The following is an 18810-nucleotide window of genomic DNA, read 5'->3' on the forward strand; positions in this document are numbered from 1 at the left end:
TGCCGCGCAGGCGTAGCGTGGCCGGGTCGTCCGCCACTCCGGAGCTGCCATGCCAGCCACCGCGCGCCCTGCCCCGTGGAACCTGCTGCCGCTGCCGGCCTGGCGGCGGCTGCGGCCGCTGTGCTGGCTGGCGGCCAGCGTGGCCGCGCTGGCCGGCTGCGCCAGCACGCCGCCCGGCGCCCTGCCCCCGGCGCCGCCTGCCGATGCCCGCTTCACCCCGGCCAGCATGCCCATCAGCGCGGAGGAGGTGTTCGCCCTCAGCCCGGCAATGCGGCAGTACCTGGCCGGAAGCCTGCCGCGCCCGGCGCAGCAACGGCAACCCGCGGCGCTGGTGCAGGCGCTGAACACCCGCGGCGACCTGCGGCTGGAGTACGACGCGACCATCACCCGCACCGCGGCGCAGGCCTTCGAGGCACGGGCCGGCAACTGCCTGTCTCTGGTCATCATGACGGCGGCGCTGGCCAGGGCGCAGGGCCTGGCCGTCACCTACAACCTGGTGCAGGCGGAGCCCGCCTACACCCGCGAAGGCGGCCTGCTGTTCACCAGCGGCCATGTCAACCTGACGCTGGGCCGGCCGCTGCGCGACGCCGGCAGCCGCTACGACCTGCAGGCCTTCCTGACGGTGGACTTCCTGCCGGGCGAAGACCTGCTTGGCCAGAAGCGCCAGCCCATCTCCGAAGCCATGGTGCTGGCCATGTTCATGAACAACCGCGCCGCCGAGGCCCTGGCGCAGGGCCGCCTGCCCGAGGCGCATGCGCATGCACGCGAGGCGCTGCGGCATTCGCCAGGCTTCGAGCCGGCGCGCAACACGCTGGCGGTGGTGTACCTGCGCGGCGGCCTGCCGGCCGAGGCCGAGGCGCTGTTGCGCACGGTGCTGGCCCGCGCGCCCGAGCACCGCGACGCGCTGGACAACCTGCGCATGGCGCTGCTGGCCCAGGGCCGCAGCGACGAGGCGGCCGCGGTGGCCGCACGGCTGGCCGCGATCGAGCCCGAGCCACCCTTGCGCTCCTATGACCGGGCGATGGCGGCGCTGCACCAGCAGGACTTCGGCGCCGCGCGCAGCCTCTTCCAGCGGGAGATCGACCGCGGCGGCTGCGGCGCGCCCTGCCACCACGGGCTGGCCATCGCCTGGCTGGGCCTGGGCAACCCGCCGCAGGCGCAGCGCGCGCTGCAGGCCGCGCGGGACGCCAGCGGCAACAGCCAGCAGCGTGCGATCTACGCCGCCAAGCTGGAACGCTTCAACGCCCGCTGAACCGCGGCGGCCGCCGCGCCGCGAAGGCCGCGCGGCCCTCGGCGAAATCGGCGCTGGCCATGGTGGCCGCCTCGCGCCGGCGCAGCAGCGCTTCGTCGTAGCGGCCGGCCGCGATCTCGTTGAGCGACTGCTTGGTGGCCTGCGCGGCCAGCGGCGCCAGGCCGGCCAGTCGCGTGGCCAGCTGCTGCACCGCGGCGTCGAAATGCGCCGCATCGACCACCTGCTCGAAGAGCTGCGCGGCATCGGCCAGCAGCTGCACCGGCAGCGCCTGGCCGGTGAAGAAGGCGCGCTTGGCCAGGTTGAGCCCCAGCCGGTTGACGTAGCGGCGCAGGCCGCTGGGGTAGTAGTGCAGGCCCAGCATGCAGGCGGGCATGCGCAGCTCGGTACCGGCCAGCGCCAGGCGCAGGTCGCAGGCCAGCACCAGGTCGGTGGCGCCGCCGTACACGCTGCCGTTCATCGCGCACAGCGTCAGCGGACGGGCACGTTCCAGCGCCTCGGGCACCCGCTCGAACAGCTGCGGACCGTGGTCGCCCTGGTCGAAGCCGCCCACGTGGTAGCCGGCGCTGAACACCGGCCGCGGCTGGCCGGTGGTGTCCGCCCGCAGCACCAGCACGCGCACCGCCGGCTCGGCATCCACCTGCGCGATGGCGTCCAGCAGTGCATGCAGGTCGTCGTCGGTCAGGCTGTTGCGCTGTGCCGGCCGGCGCAGGCTCAGCGTGGCAATGTGCGAGGGCTTGTCGATCCGCAGCTGCGGCGGGCCGGCTTCCGGCGGGTGATTGGGTTCATCGTCCATCAGCCATTCTGGGCCGGCGCGGGCGGCCGGCGCAGGCAGGCACGCACCTCGGCCACCAGCTGCTCCGGTGACAGCGGCCGCATCAGGTAGCGGGTGGCGCCCAGGGCCAGGGCCTGCTGCTCCATCACCGAATCGTGGTGGGTGGAGGTGATGAAGATAAAGGGCACGTCGCGCAGCGCCGGCACCTGCTTGACCTGCTGGATGAAGTCGAAGCCGCCGCCCTCCGGCATGCCCACGTCGGACAGGATCAGGTCCGGCGGGTTGTAGCGCGCCATCGCCAGGGCCTCGTCGGGCCGGTGGGCGGTGAGCACGCGGAAGCCCAGCGGCACCAGGCAGCTGCGCTTGAGCAGCAGGTTGGCCGGCACGTCGTCCACCACCAGCAGCAGCGGCTGGCCGGCATCGCCGGGCGCGGCGGCAGGCCGCAGGAAGCCTTCGATCCAGCCATTGAAGGTCTTGGGATCGATGGGCTTGGAGGCATAGCCGTCGAAGCCCATCGACATCAGCCGCTCGCGGTCGCCGCGCATGGCGCTGGCCGTCACCGCCAGCAGCGGCACATGCGCGGTGCGCACGTCGGCCCGCAGCGCACGCGCCACGTCGATGCCGCTCATGCCCGGCAGCTCCACGTCCAGCAGCACCAGGTCGGGCACCGACTCGCGCGCCAGCGCCAGCCCCTGCTCGCCGTCGATGGCGCCGATCACCTCGTGCTGGTAGGCCTTGAGCAGGTAGGTCATCAATGCCAGGTTCACCGCATGGTCCTCGATGACCAGGATGCGTGCCATCAGCAGCGCTCCATCACCAGCGAGAAGCGGCTGCCAGCCCCCGGCTGGCTCTCCACCTCGATGCGCCCGCCCATCAGCGTGGCCAGGGTGGCGCACACATGCAGGCCCATGCCGGTGCCGTCGGGCCGCCGCCGCGGGTCGCCCACCTGGGTGAAGGCGGCGAACAGCCGGGCCTGGTCCTCGGCACTGATGCCGATGCCGTCGTCCACCACGTCCACCCGCCAGGCGGGGCCGGCGGCGTCCGCGGGCTGCGCCGCGCCGGCGGCCATGCGCACACTGCCGCGGTCGGTGAACTTGATGGCGTTGTTGACGAAGTTGATGACGATCTGCCGCAGCGCGCGGCGGTCGGCCTGCTGCAGCAGCGGCTCGCGCGGCACGCTCACCTCCAGCGCCAGCGTCTTGGCCTGGGCCAGCGGCTGCAGCTGCGCATGCACCTCCTGCAGCAGCGCGCCCACGTCCACCAACTCCGGCGACAGGCGGTACATGCCGGCCTGGATCTTGGCCAGGTCCAGCAGGTCGTTGATCAGCGACAGCAGGTGCTCGGCACTGCTCTTGACGATGCCGAGCTGGTGCTCCTGCTCGGGATTGATCTCGCCCGGCAGCCGCATCAGCAGGATGCCGGTGAAGCCGAGGATGGCGTTCAGCGGCGTGCGCAGCTCATGGCTCATGGTGGCCAGGAAGCGGTCCTTGGCCTGGTTGGCCACGCGCAGCTCGGCATTCATCTTCTGCAGCGCGGTCTCGGTCTGCTTGCGCTCGCTGATGTCGCGGATGGCGCTCATCACCAGGTCGTCGTCCTCGCTGGTGAGCGGGCTCAGGCTGATCTCCACCGGAAACTCCTGCCCGTCGCGCCGCAGGCCGTACAGCTCCAGCCCGGCGCCCATGTTGCGCAGCTGCGGCGCGCGGTGGTAGCGCATGCGGTGGCCGAAATGCGCGCTGCGGTAGCGCTGCGGCAGCAGCATCTCCATCGAGGCGCCCACCATCTCGGTGCGGCTCCAGCCGAAGATGCGCTCGGCCTGGCCGTTGAACAGCACGATGCGCCCGCCCTGGTTGACGATGATGATGGCGTCGGGCACCGACTCCAGCAGGTCGCGGTAGCGCTGCTCCACCTGCCGCGCATCGCGCGCCACCTTGAAGGTGGTGACGTCCTTGCAGCTCATCACGAAGCCGCCGGGGCCGGCCTGGGAGGCCAGGCTGCGCAGGCCGATGTCCACGTACAGCAGGCGGCCGTCCCGGTGGCAGCGCAGGGCGGCGCGCAGCAGCACGTCCTGCGCCTCGGCGTCCCGGCGGGCGGCCAGTTCCTCGTCGATGCGGTCGGCCGGCACGATGAGGTCCGTCAGCAGCCGGCCCTCGGCCTGCGCGGGCGTGTAGCCGAAGATCACCTCGGCCATGCGGTTCCACAGCATCACCTCGCCCTGGACGGAGAGCACCACCAGCGCATCGGGCGATTCCTCTCGCCACAGACGCTCATAGCTCTGGCCTGCAGGCAGGTCTCGCTGCATGCGTACTCCTTGACAGCAGCGCTGGGTGCGCCGGTGCAGGTTAACAGCCCCAGTGGCCAGTGGGCAGGGGCCATCCCCGCTTGGCGCACCGTGCCGCCGCGGCGCTCAGTTGCGGAAGTTCTGCGTCACCATCAGCCCGTGGCGGCCGCCGTCCAGCACGCCGATGCCCACGCGGCCGAAGGCCGGCCGCAGGATGTTGGCGCGGTGGCCCGGCGAGTCCATCAGGCCCTGGTGGGCCATGCCCAGCGTGCGCGCCAACGCCAGGTTCTCGCCCGCGGCCAGGTAGCGCAGCTGGCCGGCGCGCATGCGGTCGAAGGGATCGCGGCCCTCGGGCGTGATGTGCGAGAAGTAGCTGCGGGCGAACATGTCGCGCGAATGGGCGCGGGCCACCTCGGTGGCGGCCGGATCGGCGGCCAGCGGCTTCAGGCCCTGCCGCTGGCGCGCCTGGTTCACCAGCACCAGCATCTGCGCTTCCAGGTCCGGCCGCGGGCGGGGATCGGTCACGGCGAAGGGCAGCTTGACCGTGTCGCGCGAGCCCGGGCGCACCGTCAGCTTGTTCAGCGTCTGCTGCACCGCCGGGTCGAAGATCGGCCCGAGCCGGGCCTCCACCCATTCCGCCGGGGCTGCCAGCCGCTCGGCCAGCAGGCTGTCGCGCATCGCGGTGCTCACGCGGTCGGAGAACGGCATCACCAGCAGCAGCATCGCCACGACGGTGGCGTTGATCAGCCCGTTAGCCGTGCCAGGCAGCATGCCCAGCGCCCGGTTGGCGCCATGGCCATGCACCGGCGCCGGCACCCGCCGCAGCACCGCCTGCGCCACCGCGCCCAGCAGGATGCGCGCGACGATGTACAGCCCGAGGAAGCTCGCCGGCGCCGCCCACACGCCCAGCGCGGCCTGCTGCGCACCCAGCCAGACCGCCAGCGGCGCGTAACCCACGAAGGCCACCAGCACCGCGGCCACCAGGCACAGCAGCTCCACCGCCGACAGCACGAAGCCGCGCCGCCAGCCCACGAAGACGCTGGCCAGCACCACGAGGCAGATCAGGGCATCGGCAAGGTTCATGCGCCCTGCGCGGCAACTGCAGTACCCGGCCGCGGCCGCCACGGCCGGCGCGGGCAAAAAAGCCGCCCGATGAGGGGCGGCTCTTGGAAGATCAACGTCGTTCAACGTTTGTTTTGGCGGAAAGGGTGGGATTCGAACCCACGGTACGGCATAACCGTACACCGGATTTCGAGTCCGGCGCATTCGACCACTCTGCCACCTTTCCGGGTATCTTGTGTGGTCTCGCTGTGGTCAGCGAAGCCGCGCAGTATACCGCACGGCGTCAGGCGCGCAACACCGCCAGGCCGTTCATGTAGGGCCGCAGCACCTCGGGCACCTCCACCGAGCCATCTTCCTGCTGGTAGTTCTCGAGCACCGCCACCAGCGCGCGGCCCACCGCCAGGCCCGAGCCGTTGAGCGTGTGCACCAGCTCGGGCTTGCCCTGGGCATTGCGGAAGCGGGCCTGCATGCGGCGCGACTGGAAGGCCTCGCAGTTCGAGCACGAGCTGATCTCGCGGTAAGTGCCCTGCGCCGGCACCCACACCTCCAGGTCGTAGGTCTTGGCGGCGCTGAAGCCCATGTCGCCGGTGCACAGCGTGAGCACCCGGTACGGCAGGCCCAGCTTCTGCAGCACGGCCTCGGCATGCGTGACCATCTGCTCCAGCGCGGCGTAGCTCTGCTCGGGCGTGGTGATCTGCACCATCTCCACCTTGTCGAACTGGTGCTGGCGGATCATGCCGCGCGTGTCTCGGCCGGCGCTGCCGGCTTCGCTGCGGAAGCACGGGCTGTGCGCGGTGAGCTTGATGGGCAGCTGCGCGGCGTCCAGGATCTGGCCGCGCACGGTGTTGGTCAGCGAGATCTCCGAGGTGCTGATCAGGTACTGCTCGGCCTGCTCCTCGTCGCCGCCGCGCAGCACCCAGAACATGTCTTCCTTGAACTTCGGCAGCTGGCCGGTGCCTTCCAGGATCTCGCGGTTGACGATGTAGGGCGTGTAGCACTCGGTATAGCCGTGCTCGGTCGTCTGCAGGTCCAGCATGAACTGCGCGAGCGCCCGGTGCAGCCGCGCGATCGGCCCGCGCAGGAAGCTGAAGCGCGAGCCCGACAGGCTGCTGCCAGTCTCGAAGTCCAGCCCCAGCGGCGCGCCGATGTCGACGTGGTCCTTCACCGCGAAGCCGAACTCGCGCGGCGTGCCCCAGCGGCGCACCTCCACATTGCCGGTCTCGTCGGCGCCCACGGGCACGCTCTCGTGCGGCACGTTGGGCACGCCCATCAGCATCGACTGCAGCTCGGCCTGGATCACTTCCAGCCGGTCGGCCGAGGCCTTCAGCTCGTCGGCGATGGCGGCCACCTCGGCCATCAGCGGCGCGGTGTCCTCGCCGCGGCCCTTGGCCTGGCCGATCTGCTTGCTGAAGCTGTTGCGCTTGGCCTGCAGCTCCTCGGTGCGCGTCTGCAGGCGCTTGCGTTCGCCTTCCAGCGACGAGAAGCGCTCCACGTCGAGGAAGGGCTGCGGGTTCTTGCGGGCCTCGAGCCGGGCGATGGTGCCGTCGAGGTCGCGGCGAAGCTGGTTGATGTCGAGCATGACGAAATCCTTGGGACTGATGGCTTTCAGGCCGCTGCAGCGCGGCCGGCACCGCGGCTGGTCCGCGGCGGCGAGCGGTCCGGCCGCGCACAGGCGGCCGCGCCGCTCAAGATCGGGAGGCGGCCACCTCGGCCATCGACTTGTCGCCCAGGCCCATCGGCAGCGGGAAGCGGATGGTCTCCTGCACGCCGTCCATCTTGCGCACGGCCACCGCACCCATCTCGCGCAGGCGGGCGATGACCTGCTGCACCAGGATGTCGGGCGCCGAGGCGCCGGCAGTCAGGCCCACGCGGGTGCGGCCTTCGAACCATTCAGGCTGCAGGTCGCTGGCGGCATCGACCATGTGGGCCGGCGTGCCCAGGCGCTCGGCCAGTTCGCGCAGGCGGTTGCTGTTGCTGCTGGTGGGGCTGCCCACCACGATCACCACGTCCACCTGCGGGCTCAGCACCTTGACCGCGTCCTGGCGGTTCTGGGTGGCGTAGCAGATGTCCTGCTGCTTGGGCTCCTTCACCAGCGGGAAGCGGCGCTTCACCGCGGCCAGGATCTCGGCGGCGTCGTCCACGCTCAGGGTGGTCTGCGTCACCACGGCCAGCTTGTCCGGCCGGGTGACGGGCGCGCGGTCCACGTCCTCCACGTCTTCCACCAGGAAGATGCCTTCGCTGAGCTGGCCCATCGTGCCTTCCACCTCGGGGTGCCCCTTGTGGCCGATCATGATGAACTGGTAGCCCTCCTTGTGCAGCTTGGCCACCTCCACGTGCACCTTGGTCACCAGCGGGCAGGTGGCGTCGAAGATGCTGAAGCCGCGCTCGTGCGCCTCCTGGCGCACCGCCTGCGACACACCATGCGCGCTGAACACCAGCGTGGCGCCGGGCGGCACGTCGGCCAGGTCCTCGATGAAGATGGCGCCCTTGGCCTTGAGGTCGTTCACCACGTAGGTGTTGTGCACGATCTCGTGGCGAACGTAGATGGGCGCGCCGAACTTCAGCAGCGCGCGCTCGACGATCTCGATGGCGCGGTCCACGCCGGCGCAGAAGCCGCGCGGCTCGGCCAGCAGCACGTCATGCTGTTGCGGCTCGCTCATCACAGCACCCCGATCACCGACACCTCGAAGGTGACGGGCAGGCCGGCCAGCGGGTGGTTGAAGTCGAACAGCAGCCAGTCGTCGCCCTCCTCGCGGATGACGCCGGCATAGGCGCCCTGGCCGTCGGGCGTGGGGAACTGCACCACGTCGCCGCGGCGGTACACCGCGTCGGGGTCGCCCAGCTCGCGCAGCAGCGAGCGCTTGACCCGCTGCAGCATCTCGGGGTTGCGCTCGCCGAAGGCTTCGCCCGGGGCCAGCTCGAAGGTCTGGCGGGTGCCCTCTTCCAGGCCGATCAGGCGCGCTTCCATCGCGGGCGACAGCTCGCCGGTGCCCAGCGACAGGGTGGCGGGCTTCTCGGCGAAGGTGTTGACGATGTCCGCGCCGTCGGGGCCGGCGAGGCGGTAGTGCAAGGTCAGGAACGACCCTTCTGCGATGGCGGTCACGGCGACTCACGGGCGATAGACTGGGCCGCGATTTTACGGGCCGCGCCCTCTTGCCCATGTCACTCAAGGACTTGCCCGCCGAATTGCGCCCGCGCGAGAAGCTGCTGGCCCGTGGCCCGGCGTCGCTGGCCGATGCCGAACTGCTGGCCTTGCTGCTGCGCACCGGCACCGCCGGCCAGGGCGTGCTGGCCATGGCGCAGGCCTTGCTGCAGCGCTTTGGCGGCCTGCCCGGGCTGATGCAGGCGACGCTGGCCGAACTGAAGACGGTCAAGGGCCTGGGCGGCGACGCCAAGCGGGCGGAACTGGCCGCGGTGCTCGAGATCGCCCGCCGGTCGATGGCGCAACGGCTGGCCGAGCGGCCGGTGTTCGAGAGCCCGGCCGCGGTGAAGGACTATGTCAGGCTGCAGCTGGGCGGCCTGCCCCATGAAGTATTCGCGCTGATGTTCCTTGACGCCCGCCACCACCTGATCGGCCTGGAAGAGATGTTCCGCGGCACGCTGAGCCAGGCCACCGTGTACCCGCGCGAGGTGGTCAAGCGTGCGCTGGCGCTGAATGCGGCGGCGGTGGTGCTGGTGCACAACCATCCCTCCGGTCTGGCCGAGCCCTCGCGCGCCGACGAGCTGCTGACGCAGAACCTGAGCAGCGCGCTGCGGCTGGTGGACGTGCGGGTGCTCGACCACCTGGTGGTCGCGCGTGACCACGTGGTCTCGTTCGCCGAACGGGGGCTGCTGTGAAGCTCACCGACCTCAAGGCCCTGGGTCCGCTGAAGGCCGCGCTGCAGCAGGCCGAGCGCGAGGCCGCCGAGCGCCGCGCCGAGGAAGCGCGGCTGGCGCGCGAGCGCAACCTGTTCCAGCGCAGCGTGGCCGGCGTGGTGCCGCTGCGCGACAGCGGCCGCGTGACCGTGCTGCCGCCGCGGCCGCAGCCGCACCCGCGCCAGCGCGAGCTGGACGAGGCCGCCGCGCTGCGGCAGGCGCTGTCGGACGAGTTCGACGTCGAGTCGCTGCTGGAAACCGACGAGGGCCTGAGCTACCGCCGCCACCACGTGGGCGCCGACGTGCCGCGCCGGCTGCGCCGCGGCCAGTGGGCCATCCAGGCGCAGATCGACCTGCACGGCCTGCGCCGCGACGAGGCGCGGGAGCAGCTGGGCGACTTCCTGCACGAGGCGCAGGCCGCGGGCTTTCGCTGCGTGCGCGTGGTGCACGGCAAGGGCCTGGGCAGCCCGGGCCGCACGCCGGTGCTCAAGGGCAAGGTGCGCGGCTGGCTGGTGCAGAACCAGCTGGTGCAGGCCTTCGTCTCGGCCCGCGCGAGTGAAGGCGGGCATGGGGCGCTGGTGGTGCTGCTGGCGCCGAAGTCGACCTGAGAGCCCCGCCGAGGCCGCGCCGGGCCGCTCCCAAGCGGCCTCGGCACCCTCCCGGAGGGTGGCGTCACGTCCCCGTGACGCCGGGTGCTGCCCCGCCGAGGCCGCGCCGGGCCGCTCCCAAGCGGCCTCGGCACCCTCTCCGGAGGGTGGCGTCACGTCCCCGTGACGCCGGGTGCTGACATCACCCGCCTTTGTTGCGCATCCAGTCCGCCGTACCCGCCAGCGCCTTGCCCAGCCGCTCGGCCATCGCCGGCTCGATGGCCAGCTCTTCCATCGCCTGCACCATGCAGGCCATCCACTGGTCGCGCTCCCTGATGCCGATGGCGAACGGCAGGTGCCGGGCGCGCAGCATCGGGTGGCCGAAACGGTCGATGAAGTGGTTCGGGCCGCCCAGCCAGCCGCACAGGAACCAGAAGAGCTTGTCGCGCGAGCCTTCCGTCGTGGTGGGATGCAGGCTGCGCAGGCCGGCGTAGGCCGGCTCCAGGTCCATCAGGTCGTAGAAGCGGTCGACCAGCGCGCGCACGCCGGGCTCGCCGCCGAGCAGGGTGAAAGCCGTGGGTGCGTCGGGTTCTTCGATGTCCATCAGGCCATTTTCGCCGCCAGCGCGACGATGGCCTGGGCCGCGGCCGAACCCGGGAAGGCTTCGAGCAGCAGCTCGCGCCGCAGCACCGCATCGCGCACGCTGGCATCGCTGGGCACCTCGCCCATGAACTCCAGCTGCAGCGCGGCATCCAGCCCCGGGCTCACGTAGCGGTCCACCACCAGCTGCAGCTGCTTGCAGATGCCGCGGCCCTCGCCGGGCCGGCCGGCCTGGTTGGCCAGCAGCCGGATGTGGCGCCGGCCCTGCGTGGTGGCCAGCACCTTGATGGTGGCGTAGGCGTCGGTCAGCGAAGTGGGCTCGGGCGTGGCCACCACCAGCACCTCGTCGGCCAGCGAGACGGTGTAGAGCACCACGTCGGAGATGCCGGCGCCGGTGTCCAGGATCACCCGGTCGTACAGCGGCTTGACGGTGTCCACCACCTCGATGAGCTTGTCGCGCACCTCGGGTGTGAGCCGCGAATACTCCACCATGCCCGAGCCGGCCAGCAGCACCGAGAAGCCGCCCGGCGCGGGCAGCGTGGCCTCGGCCAGCGTGTGTTCGCCGGTGAACACGTGGTGCAGCGTGATCTTGGGGACGAGGTTCAGCACCACGTCCAGGTTGGCCAGGCCGAGGTCGGCATCGAGCACCAGCACCTTCTCGCCGCGCTGCGCGCAGGCGGCGGCCAGGTTGGCCGAGACGAAGGTCTTGCCGACGCCGCCCTTGCCGCTGGTAACGGCCGTGATGCGCGCCTGCTTGGCAGTGGGTGTGGTCATGCGCGCTTACAGGTCCTGGAACTGGGAGCCGCCGAACAGCATCCCTTTTTCTTCGGCGCTGACGAGGGACACCGCCACGGGCTCGAGGCAGAAGCGGTTGCGCCCCTCGGCCTTGGCACGGTAGAGCTGTACGTCGGCCCGTTCCATCCACAGCAGCGCGGTGGAGCGCACCCATTGCGGCGCGAAGGCACCGCCCACGCTCACGGTGATGGGCAGCCGGTGCACCGAGCCGGCTTCGGCGCGGATGGCCACGGGGTCGCGCTCGATGCGGCGGCGCACGCGCTCGGCCACGGTGGGGCCGAAGGCGGGGGGCAATTGGGCAGGATGATCGCGAACTCCTCGCCGCCCACGCGGGCCACGGTGTCCATCGGGCGCACGCATTCGCCCAGCACCTCGGCCACCCACTTCAGCACCACGTCGCCCGCGGCATGGCCGAAGGTGTCGTTGACCTGCTTGAAGTGGTCGATGTCCAGCACCAGCAGCAACGCCGGCTCGCCGGAGCGGGCCACGCGGTCCACCTCGCGGCCGAGCGCCATCTCGAAGTGGCGGCGGTTGGCCAGGCCGGTGAGGGCGTCGCGCACCGACAGGTCGCACAGCGCGTCGATCACCGACTGCAGCCATTCGGTGCTGCCCGGCTCACCCGGCAGGTCGTCGCGCCCGGCCTGCCGCAGCAGCGACAGGGCGGCGTCCAGCTGCAGTCCGGCATCGAGCAGGGACGGCGGGCTCTGGGGCTGGCGCGGTATCAAGGCGGTCACGGTCATCTTCAGGTGGCGAAGTCTAGTGCTCACTTTGTCGATTTCCTGCCGATAAGCACTACAAACCCGCCCCTGTTCCGGCCTCCGCAGCGCCCGGCAGCCTCCGAGACTGGCGCGCACCGCAGCTGCTCCGGGCCCGCGGGCGCCTTTTCGCGCCTTACACACTCATGAACACCGTCGCACTCCCCTCACGCCAGGCCGAGGCCTTCGCCACCGGCCGCGCCGACCAGGAATTCCCGTTCGAGAAGGCCGACTTCGAGCGCGTGCGCCAGCTGATCTACCAGCGCGCCGGCATCAGCCTGCACGAGGGCAAGCAGGCCATGGTGTACAGCCGGCTGTGCCGCCGCCTGCGCGAGACCGGCCATCCGTCCTTCAGCGGCTACCTGCAATGGCTGGAGCAGCACACCGGCGCGGCCGCCGAGAGCGAGTGGCAGGAGTTCGTGAACTGCCTGACCACCAACCTGACCTCTTTCTTCCGCGAGTCGCATCACTTCGATGCGCTGGCGCTGGACCTGCGCGAGCGCGCCGGCCGGCCGCTGCGCATCTGGTGCAACGCGGCTTCCACCGGCGAGGAGCCCTACACCATCGCCATGACGGTGGCCGAGACGCTGGGCAGCAGCCCCAACGTGAAGATCACCGCCACCGACATCGACACCAAGGTGCTGGACACCGCGCGCCGCGGCGTCTACGACGCCAATGCCCGCGGCCTGACGCCCGAGCGGCTGAAGCGCCACTTCATGCGCGGCACCGGCCAGAACGCCGGGCTGATGCGGGTCAAGCCCGAGCTGGCCCGCATGATCGAGTTCAAGACTTTCAACCTGATGTCGATCTCATGGCAGTTCGGCGAGCCTTTCGACCTCGTCTTCTGCCGCAACGTGATGATCTATTTCGATGCCCCCACCCAGCGCCGCGTGCTGGAACGCACCCACGCGGTGATGAAGCCCGGCAGCCTGCTGTACGTGGGCCATTCGGAAAACTTCTCCGAGTCGCGCGACCTGTTCCGCCTGCGTGGCAAGACGATCTACGAACGGCTCTGAGGAACGACGTCCCATGTCATTGCCCCACTCCACCGCGGGCGCGCCATCCCTGGCGCTGCGCAAGCCGCCCGTGACACCCGGCATCCAGCCCAACGCGGGGCTGGCGCCCGGCGTGTCCACCGTGGCCGGCGCGCAGCTGGCCAAGCTCAAGGCCCAGCCGCGCAAGCCGGGCGAGGCCTCGTTCTTCTTCTACGAATCGCACTTCAAGAACGTGGCGGTGAAGGTGCTGCCCGGCGAGTACTTCGTGTACGACGAGGACATCCTCATCATGACCACGCTGGGCTCGTGCATCGCCGCCTGCCTGTGGGACCGCGAGCGCCGCATCGGCGGCATGAACCACTTCATGCTGCCCGACGGCGGCGGCGCCAACGACAGCGGCCGCTACGGCTCCTTCGCGATGGAGCTGCTGATCAACGAGATGATGAAGCGCGGCGCCAACCGGATGTCGATGGAGGCCAAGGTCTTCGGCGGCGGCGCGGTGGTCAGCGGCATCAACAGCATCAACGTGGGCGAGCGCAACACCGCCTTCGTGCTGGACTACCTGAAGACCGAGCGCATCCCCGTCGTCAGCAAGGACGTGATGGACGTGTTTCCGCGCAAGGTGGTGCTGCTGCCGGCCAGCGGCAAGGCGATGGTCAAGCGCATGGCCCTGACCAACCCCGATGCGCTGATCGCCCAGGAACGTGGTGCCGCGCAGAAGACCCTGCCGGTCAACAGCGGCGGGGGCTCGGTCGACCTGTTCTGACGACGGCGGCCTTCCAACAAGAAAGCAGTGGACAACATGCCCAAGACCCGCGTGGTGGTGGTGGACGACTCGGCGCTGGTGCGCAGCCTGCTCTCCGAGATCATCAATCGACAGCCGGACATGGAATGTGTCGGCGTGGCCAGCGATCCGTTCGTGGCCCGCGAGACCATCCGCAACCTCAATCCCGACGTCATCACCCTGGACGTGGAGATGCCGCGCATGGACGGGCTGGACTTCCTGTCCAAGCTGATGCGCCTGCGGCCGATGCCGGTGGTGATGGTGTCCACGCTGACCGAGCGCGGCGCCGAGGTGACGCTGCGCGCGCTGGAACTCGGCGCCATCGACTTCGTCGCCAAGCCCAAGATCGGCCTGGCCGACGGCATCAAGCACCTGGCCGAGGAGATCACCGACAAGGTCCGCATGGCTTCCAAGGCGCGCATCCGCCGCAGCCTGGTGCCGGCCACCGCCACGGCCGGCGCGGCCGCGGCCGGCCAGGCCGCCAGCGGTGCGGCGCCGGCGCGGCCGGCGGCCGCGGGCGTGTCGCCGCTGGGCCGGCTGTCCACCGAGAAGATCCTGTTCATCGGCGCCTCCACCGGCGGCACCGAGGCCACCAAGGACGTGCTCACCAACCTGCCGCCGGACTTCCCGGCGGTGATGATCACGCAGCACATGCCGCCCGGCTTCACCACCAGCTATGCCAAGCGGCTGGACGGCCTGGCCCGCATCCGCGTGAAGGAAGCCACCGACGGCGAGCGGGTACTGCCCGGCCATGCCTACCTGGCCCCCGGCGGCATGCACCTGTCGGTGGAACGCTCGGGCGCCAACTACATCGCGCGGGTGCGCGACGGCGATCCGGTGAACCGCCACAAGCCTTCGGTGGAAGTGCTGTTCGAATCGGCCGCCCGCGTGGTGGGACCGAATGCGCTGGGCCTGATGCTCACCGGCATGGGGGGCGACGGCGCCCGCGCGATGAAGCAGATGCGTGACGCCGGCGCCTACAACGTGTGCCAGGACGAGGCCAGCTGCGTGGTGTTCGGCATGCCGCGCGAGGCCATCGCCCACGGCGCGGCCAACGAGGTGCTGCCACTGGGCCGCATCGCCGGCCACCTGGTCGAGCGGCTGCGCAGCACGGCCGGCCTGTCGACCAACCGCGTCTGACCCGACGGCGGGCCGCCCGGCCCGCGGTTCAGTAGAACGAACGTTCCACGCTGGGCGCCACCGCACCGCGGCTGGCCACCCACAGGCCGTCAGCCTGGCGCACGCGCTCATGCGCCAGCCAGGCACGGGCGTCGGGCGGCAGGCCGATGTCGGCGGCAGTGCGTTCGTCCATGCCGGCCAGCGACTGCAGCGCCTGCGGCGCCAGCACGGGCGCCTGCTGCGCCAGCACGCAGCGCGCGGCCTGCCAGCCGGCGTGCAAGGCATGCCACCAACGCAGCGGCCAAGGGCTGCCGCGTCGCAGGCGGGGGCTGAGGGGCAGGCAGCAAACACTCGGGGACATCATCTTCGGCTCCTGGTACGGCACGGCCGGTTGCCGCGATGGTGGTTACCATAGCTGCCCACCCGCCGGCTGGGAATCGAAGAATCCTGGCCAGTTTGGAAAGCAACGCTTACCAGCATGAGCCGCTTGCCGCTGCACGTCCTGCCCACCTTCTGCACCGTCGCGCGGCTGGCCAACCTGCGCGCGGCGGCGGATGAACTGCACCTCACGCATTCCGCCGTCAGCCAGCAGATCAAGCTGCTGGAAGAGCAGCTGGGCTTCCAGGTGTTCGACCGCCGCGGCCGCCGCATCGCCCTCAATGCCGCCGGCCGTGCACTGCTGCGCAGTGCCGGGCCGGCGCTGGCGATGCTGGACGAGGGCATGCAGGCCGCCGCTGCGGCCGCCGCCGGCAGCGAGCAGCGGGTGCGGCTGACGGTGCTGCCCTCCTTCGCGCAGCGCTGGCTGCTGCCACGCATGGGCCGCTGGCACGCGGCGCATCCGCGCATCGCGCTGGAGATCGATGCTTCGCAGCAGCTGGTGGATGTGCAGCGCGAGGGCTACCACGCCGCGCTGCGGCAGGGCTCGGGCCACTGGCCGCCGCTGGTGGCGCAGCGGCTGGTGGACAGCCCGCTGGTGGTGGTGGGCAGCCCGGCGGCGGCGCGGCGGCTGCTGGGCCAGGGCGCGGCGGCCATCGCCCACGAGGCGCTGCTGGGCAATCCCGGCGTGTGGGAGCACTGGTTCGAGCAGGCCGGCCTGGCGCGCCAGCGCATCAACCCGGTGGCCACCTTCAACGATGCCGGGCTGATGTTGCAGGCCGCGGAGCAGAACCTGGGGCTGGCCATCGTGCGCGAGGTGCTGGCCGTCGATGCGCTGGCCGATGGCCGCCTGATGCGGCTGCATCCGCTGGGCATCGAGCACGACGGCAGCGACAGCTACTACCTGGCCTACCCGCCCGCGCTGGCCGAATGGCCGCCTATCCAGGCGCTGCTGCAGTGGCTGCGCGAGGAGCTCAGGGCAGGAACAGGGCCTGCAGGTCGCTGAGGAAATCGAAGCCGCGGGCGGTGGGCTGCACCCGGGCCGCATCGGCGGTGACCAGGCCCCGGGCCTGCGCCTGCTGCAGCGACCCGGCGATGGCCGAGGCGGGCAGGCCGGTGCGGTCGGAGAACTGCTGCAGCGTGAAGCCTTCCTTCAGCCGCAGTGCGTTCAGCATGAACTCGAAGGGCAGCTGGTCGCGCGCCACCTCGTGTTCGTTGGACACCGCCTGGCCGCCCATCGCCTTGGCCATGTAGGCCGCGGGCTCGCGCCACTTCACCTGCCGCAGGATGCGGTGGGGGAACGACAGCTTGCCGTGCGCGCCGGCGCCGATGCCCAGGTAGTCGCCGAACTGCCAGTAGTTCAGGTTGTGCCAGCAGCGGTGGTCGCCGCGGGCGAATGCCGACACCTCGTACCGCTGCAGGCCGGTGGCCGCGGTGCGTTCGACGATCAGGTCCAGCATGTCGGACGCCAGGTCGTCGTCGGGCAGCGGCGGCGGATGCGTGGCGAAGAAGGTGTTCGGCTCCAGCGTCAGGTGGTAGATCGACAGGTGCGGCGGCTGGTAGGCCAGCGCGGCATCCAGGTCGGCCTGCAGCGCGTCCAGCGTCTGGCCGGGCAGCGCGTACATCAGGTCGATGTTGAAGGTGTCGAACACCTCGCGCGCCTCTTCCACCGCGGCGCGCGCCTGGGCGCTGTCGTGCACGCGGCCGATGGCCTTCAGCGCCTCGTCATCGAAGCTCTGCACGCCGATGGACAAACGGGTGACGCCAGCCGCATGGAAGGCACGGAAGCGGTCGCGCTCGAAGGTGCCGGGGTTGGCCTCCAGCGTGATCTCGCAGCCCGGCTCCAGCGGCAACCGCGCACGGATGTCGCCCAGCAGCCGGTCGATGGCTGCGGGAGAAAACAAGCTGGGCGTGCCGCCGCCGATGAAGATGCTGTGCACCCGCCGGCCCCACACCAGCGGCAGCGATTGCTCCAGGTCGGCGATGACGGCGTCGAGGTAGGCGGCTTCGGGCAACTCGCTTTTGCCAGCGGCGGACAGCGTGGCTTGATGAGAATTGAAGTCGCAGTACGGGCACTTCTTCAGGCACCACGGCAGGTGCACGTACAGCGACAACGGCGGCAGCGCCGCCAGGCTCACGCTGCCCGGGCGATGCAGGCGGATCACCGATTCAGCCATGCCGCTTGCGCCCGTTCAGCCCAGCCGCCAGGCGTCGCGCATCAGCGCCGCCATCTGGCGGGCGGCCAGCGCGCGGTGGCTGTGCTGGTTCTTCAGCTCGGCCGGCAGCTCGGCCACCGCCCGGCCCAACGCCGGGATGTGCAGCAGCGGGTCGTAGCCGAAGCCGCCACTGCCCACGGGCTGCGCCAGCACCGTGCCCTCCCAGCGGCCAAAGGCGATCAGCGGCTCGGGGTCGGCGGCCGATCGCACCGCCACCAGCGTACTGACGAAGCGCGCGCGCCGGTCGGCCGCGCCAGCCAGGCGCTGCAGCAGCAAGCTGTTGTTGGCCTCGTCCTGGAGCCGGCGCAGCGCTTCGCGGTCCGAGTGGCCGGCGGCCGCCTCCGGGCAGCGGCGCGAAGTGCGCCGAGGCCACGCCCGGCTGCCCGCCCAGCGCGTCCACGCACAGGCCGGAATCGTCGGCGATGGCCGGCAGGCCGGTGGCCGCCGAGGCATGCCGCGCCTTGGCCAGGCCGTTCTCCACGAAGGTGTGGAAGGGTTCCTCGGCCTCCGTCACACCCAGCGAGCCCTGCGTCACCAGCTCGATGGGCAGCGCAGCGAACAGCGCCTGCAGCTCCTTGAGCTTCTTGGCGTTGTTGGAGGCCAGCACCAGCCGCAGCATCACGCCCCGCCCAGCGGCGCCGCCAAGGCGGCCTTCTGCGCGGCCACCAGCTCGCCGATGCCCTTGCCGGCCAGGGCCAGCAGCGCGTCCATCTCGGCGCGCGAGAAGCTGGCGCCTTCGGCCGTGCCCTGCACTTCCACGAAGCCGCCGGCGCCGGTCATCACCACGTTCATGTCGGTGTCGCAGGCCGAGTCCTCGGTGTATTCCAGGTCGAGCAGCGGCGTGCCGTCGACGATGCCCACCGACACCGCGGCCACGAAGTCGCGGATCGGGCTTTCCACCAGCAGGCCACGCGCGATCAGCCAGCTGACGGCATCGTGTGCCGCCACGAAGGCGCCGGTGATGGCCGCGGTGCGGGTGCCGCCGTCGGCCTGCAACACGTCGCAATCGAGGCTGATGGTGCGCTCGCCCAGCTTGGGCAGGTCGAACACACAGCGCAGCGAGCGGCCGATCAGCCGCTGGATCTCCTGCGTGCGGCCGCTCTGCTTGCCGCGGGCGGCCTCGCGGTCGCCGCGGGTGTGGGTGGCGCGGGGCAGCATGCCGTATTCGGCGGTGACCCAGCCTTCGCCGCTGCCACGCTTGTGCGGCGGCACGCGCTCCTCGACCGAGGCGGTGCACAGCACCTTGGTGTCGCCGAAGGCCACCAGCACCGAGCCTTCGGCATGCTTGGTATAGCCACGGGTGATGGAGACGCCGCGCATGGCGTCCGCGGCGCGGGCACCCGCGCGCAGGTAATCGGTCATCGG

19 protein-coding genes, 1 tRNA gene and 2 pseudogenes are annotated in these 18810 nt (G+C 71.1%); 7 read left to right on the top strand and 15 right to left on the bottom strand.

Annotated elements, in window-relative coordinates; genetic code table 11:
• Positions 1–49: 49 nt before the first annotated feature.
• Complete coding sequence (locus LRS14_RS25450) at positions 50–1252, top strand: tetratricopeptide repeat protein (RefSeq protein ID WP_257801591.1); 1203 nt, start codon at positions 50–52, stop codon at positions 1250–1252.
• Here LRS14_RS25450 and LRS14_RS25455 read toward each other — a convergent pair.
• The 8 genes from LRS14_RS25455 to LRS14_RS25490 form a co-directional block, all read right to left on the bottom strand.
• Positions 1239–2045, bottom strand: a complete 807-nt coding sequence (locus LRS14_RS25455) for an enoyl-CoA hydratase/isomerase family protein (RefSeq protein ID WP_257801592.1) — start codon at positions 2043–2045, stop codon at positions 1239–1241. The two genes, LRS14_RS25450 and LRS14_RS25455, sit on opposite strands and share 14 nt — an antisense overlap.
• The gene (locus LRS14_RS25460; RefSeq protein WP_198156956.1) at positions 2045–2824 is read right to left on the bottom strand and encodes a response regulator; all 780 of its coding nucleotides are present in this window, start codon (positions 2822–2824) and stop codon (positions 2045–2047) included. The genes LRS14_RS25455 and LRS14_RS25460 overlap by 1 nt, the downstream gene beginning before the upstream one ends.
• Positions 2824–4323: a PAS domain-containing sensor histidine kinase gene (locus LRS14_RS25465; protein WP_257801593.1), complete on the bottom strand. Its 1500-nt coding sequence runs from the start codon at positions 4321–4323 to the stop codon at positions 2824–2826. Before LRS14_RS25465 ends, LRS14_RS25460 begins: the two co-directional genes overlap by 1 nt.
• A 105-nt stretch (positions 4324–4428) precedes the next feature.
• Complete coding sequence (locus LRS14_RS25470; protein WP_257801594.1) at positions 4429–5385, bottom strand: CvpA family protein; 957 nt, start codon at positions 5383–5385, stop codon at positions 4429–4431.
• A gap of 114 nt (positions 5386–5499) precedes the next feature.
• Positions 5500–5590 (bottom strand) — tRNA-Ser (locus LRS14_RS25475).
• A 57-nt stretch (positions 5591–5647) separates the two neighbouring features.
• Positions 5648–6943: a serine--tRNA ligase gene (serS, locus tag LRS14_RS25480; protein WP_046113720.1), complete on the bottom strand. Its 1296-nt coding sequence runs from the start codon at positions 6941–6943 to the stop codon at positions 5648–5650.
• Positions 6944–7049: 106 nt separating this feature from the next.
• Complete coding sequence (gene ispH, locus LRS14_RS25485; protein WP_257801595.1) at positions 7050–8024, bottom strand: 4-hydroxy-3-methylbut-2-enyl diphosphate reductase; 975 nt, start codon at positions 8022–8024, stop codon at positions 7050–7052.
• Positions 8024–8467 (bottom strand): peptidylprolyl isomerase, encoded by a 444-nt coding sequence (locus LRS14_RS25490; RefSeq protein ID WP_046113718.1) that lies wholly within the window; start codon positions 8465–8467, stop codon positions 8024–8026. Before LRS14_RS25490 ends, ispH begins: the two co-directional genes overlap by 1 nt.
• 56 nt (positions 8468–8523) lie before the next feature.
• Here LRS14_RS25490 and radC point away from each other — a divergent pair, with 56 nt between their 5' ends.
• Complete coding sequence (radC, locus tag LRS14_RS25495) at positions 8524–9201, top strand: DNA repair protein RadC (RefSeq protein ID WP_257801596.1); 678 nt, start codon at positions 8524–8526, stop codon at positions 9199–9201.
• Positions 9198–9827: a Smr/MutS family protein gene (locus tag LRS14_RS25500; RefSeq protein WP_046113716.1), complete on the top strand. Its 630-nt coding sequence runs from the start codon at positions 9198–9200 to the stop codon at positions 9825–9827. The genes radC and LRS14_RS25500 overlap by 4 nt, the downstream gene beginning before the upstream one ends.
• Before the next feature lie 181 nt (positions 9828–10008).
• Here the strand turns inward: LRS14_RS25500 and LRS14_RS25505 are convergent, their stop codons facing one another.
• The 3 genes and pseudogenes from LRS14_RS25505 to LRS14_RS30450 form a co-directional block, all read right to left on the bottom strand.
• Entirely contained in the window at positions 10009–10410 is a 402-nt protein-coding gene (locus LRS14_RS25505; protein ID WP_257801597.1) for a group II truncated hemoglobin, read from the bottom strand.
• On the bottom strand, positions 10410–11180 hold the full coding sequence (locus LRS14_RS25510; protein ID WP_046113715.1) for a MinD/ParA family protein: 771 nt from the start codon (positions 11178–11180) through the stop codon (positions 10410–10412). The genes LRS14_RS25505 and LRS14_RS25510 overlap by 1 nt, the downstream gene beginning before the upstream one ends.
• Before the next feature lie 6 nt (positions 11181–11186).
• Positions 11187–11941, bottom strand: a pseudogene (locus LRS14_RS30450) (GGDEF domain-containing protein).
• Positions 11942–12102: 161 nt separating this feature from the next.
• Between LRS14_RS30450 and LRS14_RS25520 the strand changes: the two are divergent.
• From LRS14_RS25520 to LRS14_RS25530, 3 genes are read left to right on the top strand one after another with little or no spacing between them, the layout of a single operon-like run.
• Positions 12103–12972 carry a CheR family methyltransferase gene (locus LRS14_RS25520; protein WP_257801598.1) on the top strand — a complete coding sequence of 290 codons (870 nt, stop codon included), beginning with the start codon at positions 12103–12105 and terminating at the stop codon, positions 12970–12972.
• Positions 12973–12985: 13 nt separating this feature from the next.
• Positions 12986–13717, top strand: a complete 732-nt coding sequence (cheD, locus tag LRS14_RS25525) for a chemoreceptor glutamine deamidase CheD (protein WP_083440621.1) — start codon at positions 12986–12988, stop codon at positions 13715–13717.
• A gap of 36 nt (positions 13718–13753) precedes the next feature.
• Entirely contained in the window at positions 13754–14875 is a 1122-nt protein-coding gene (locus tag LRS14_RS25530) for a chemotaxis response regulator protein-glutamate methylesterase (protein WP_046113814.1), read from the top strand.
• A 28-nt stretch (positions 14876–14903) separates the two neighbouring features.
• Here LRS14_RS25530 and LRS14_RS25535 read toward each other — a convergent pair whose 3' ends face one another.
• Positions 14904–15134 (bottom strand): hypothetical protein, encoded by a 231-nt coding sequence (locus LRS14_RS25535; protein ID WP_257801599.1) that lies wholly within the window; start codon positions 15132–15134, stop codon positions 14904–14906.
• 198 nt (positions 15135–15332) lie between these two features.
• Here LRS14_RS25535 and LRS14_RS25540 point away from each other — a divergent pair, with 198 nt between their 5' ends.
• A complete protein-coding gene (locus LRS14_RS25540; protein WP_046113711.1) occupies positions 15333–16235 on the top strand; it encodes a LysR substrate-binding domain-containing protein in 903 nt (300 codons plus the stop codon).
• Here the strand turns inward: LRS14_RS25540 and hemW are convergent.
• The 3 genes and pseudogenes from hemW to rph form a co-directional block, all read right to left on the bottom strand.
• The gene (hemW, locus tag LRS14_RS25545; RefSeq protein WP_257801600.1) at positions 16204–17406 is read right to left on the bottom strand and encodes a radical SAM family heme chaperone HemW; all 1203 of its coding nucleotides are present in this window, start codon (positions 17404–17406) and stop codon (positions 16204–16206) included. The genes LRS14_RS25540 and hemW overlap by 32 nt on opposite strands.
• 15 nt (positions 17407–17421) lie before the next feature.
• Positions 17422–18061, bottom strand: a pseudogene (locus LRS14_RS25550) (non-canonical purine NTP pyrophosphatase).
• A gap of 2 nt (positions 18062–18063) precedes the next feature.
• On the bottom strand, positions 18064–18807 hold the full coding sequence (gene rph, locus LRS14_RS25555; protein WP_310740874.1) for a ribonuclease PH: 744 nt from the start codon (positions 18805–18807) through the stop codon (positions 18064–18066).
• Positions 18808–18810: the final 3 nt, after the last annotated feature.

The sequence above is a fragment of the Aquincola sp. J276 genome, assembly GCF_024700035.1.
GTDB lineage: Bacteria > Pseudomonadota > Gammaproteobacteria > Burkholderiales > Burkholderiaceae_C > Aquincola > Aquincola tertiaricarbonis.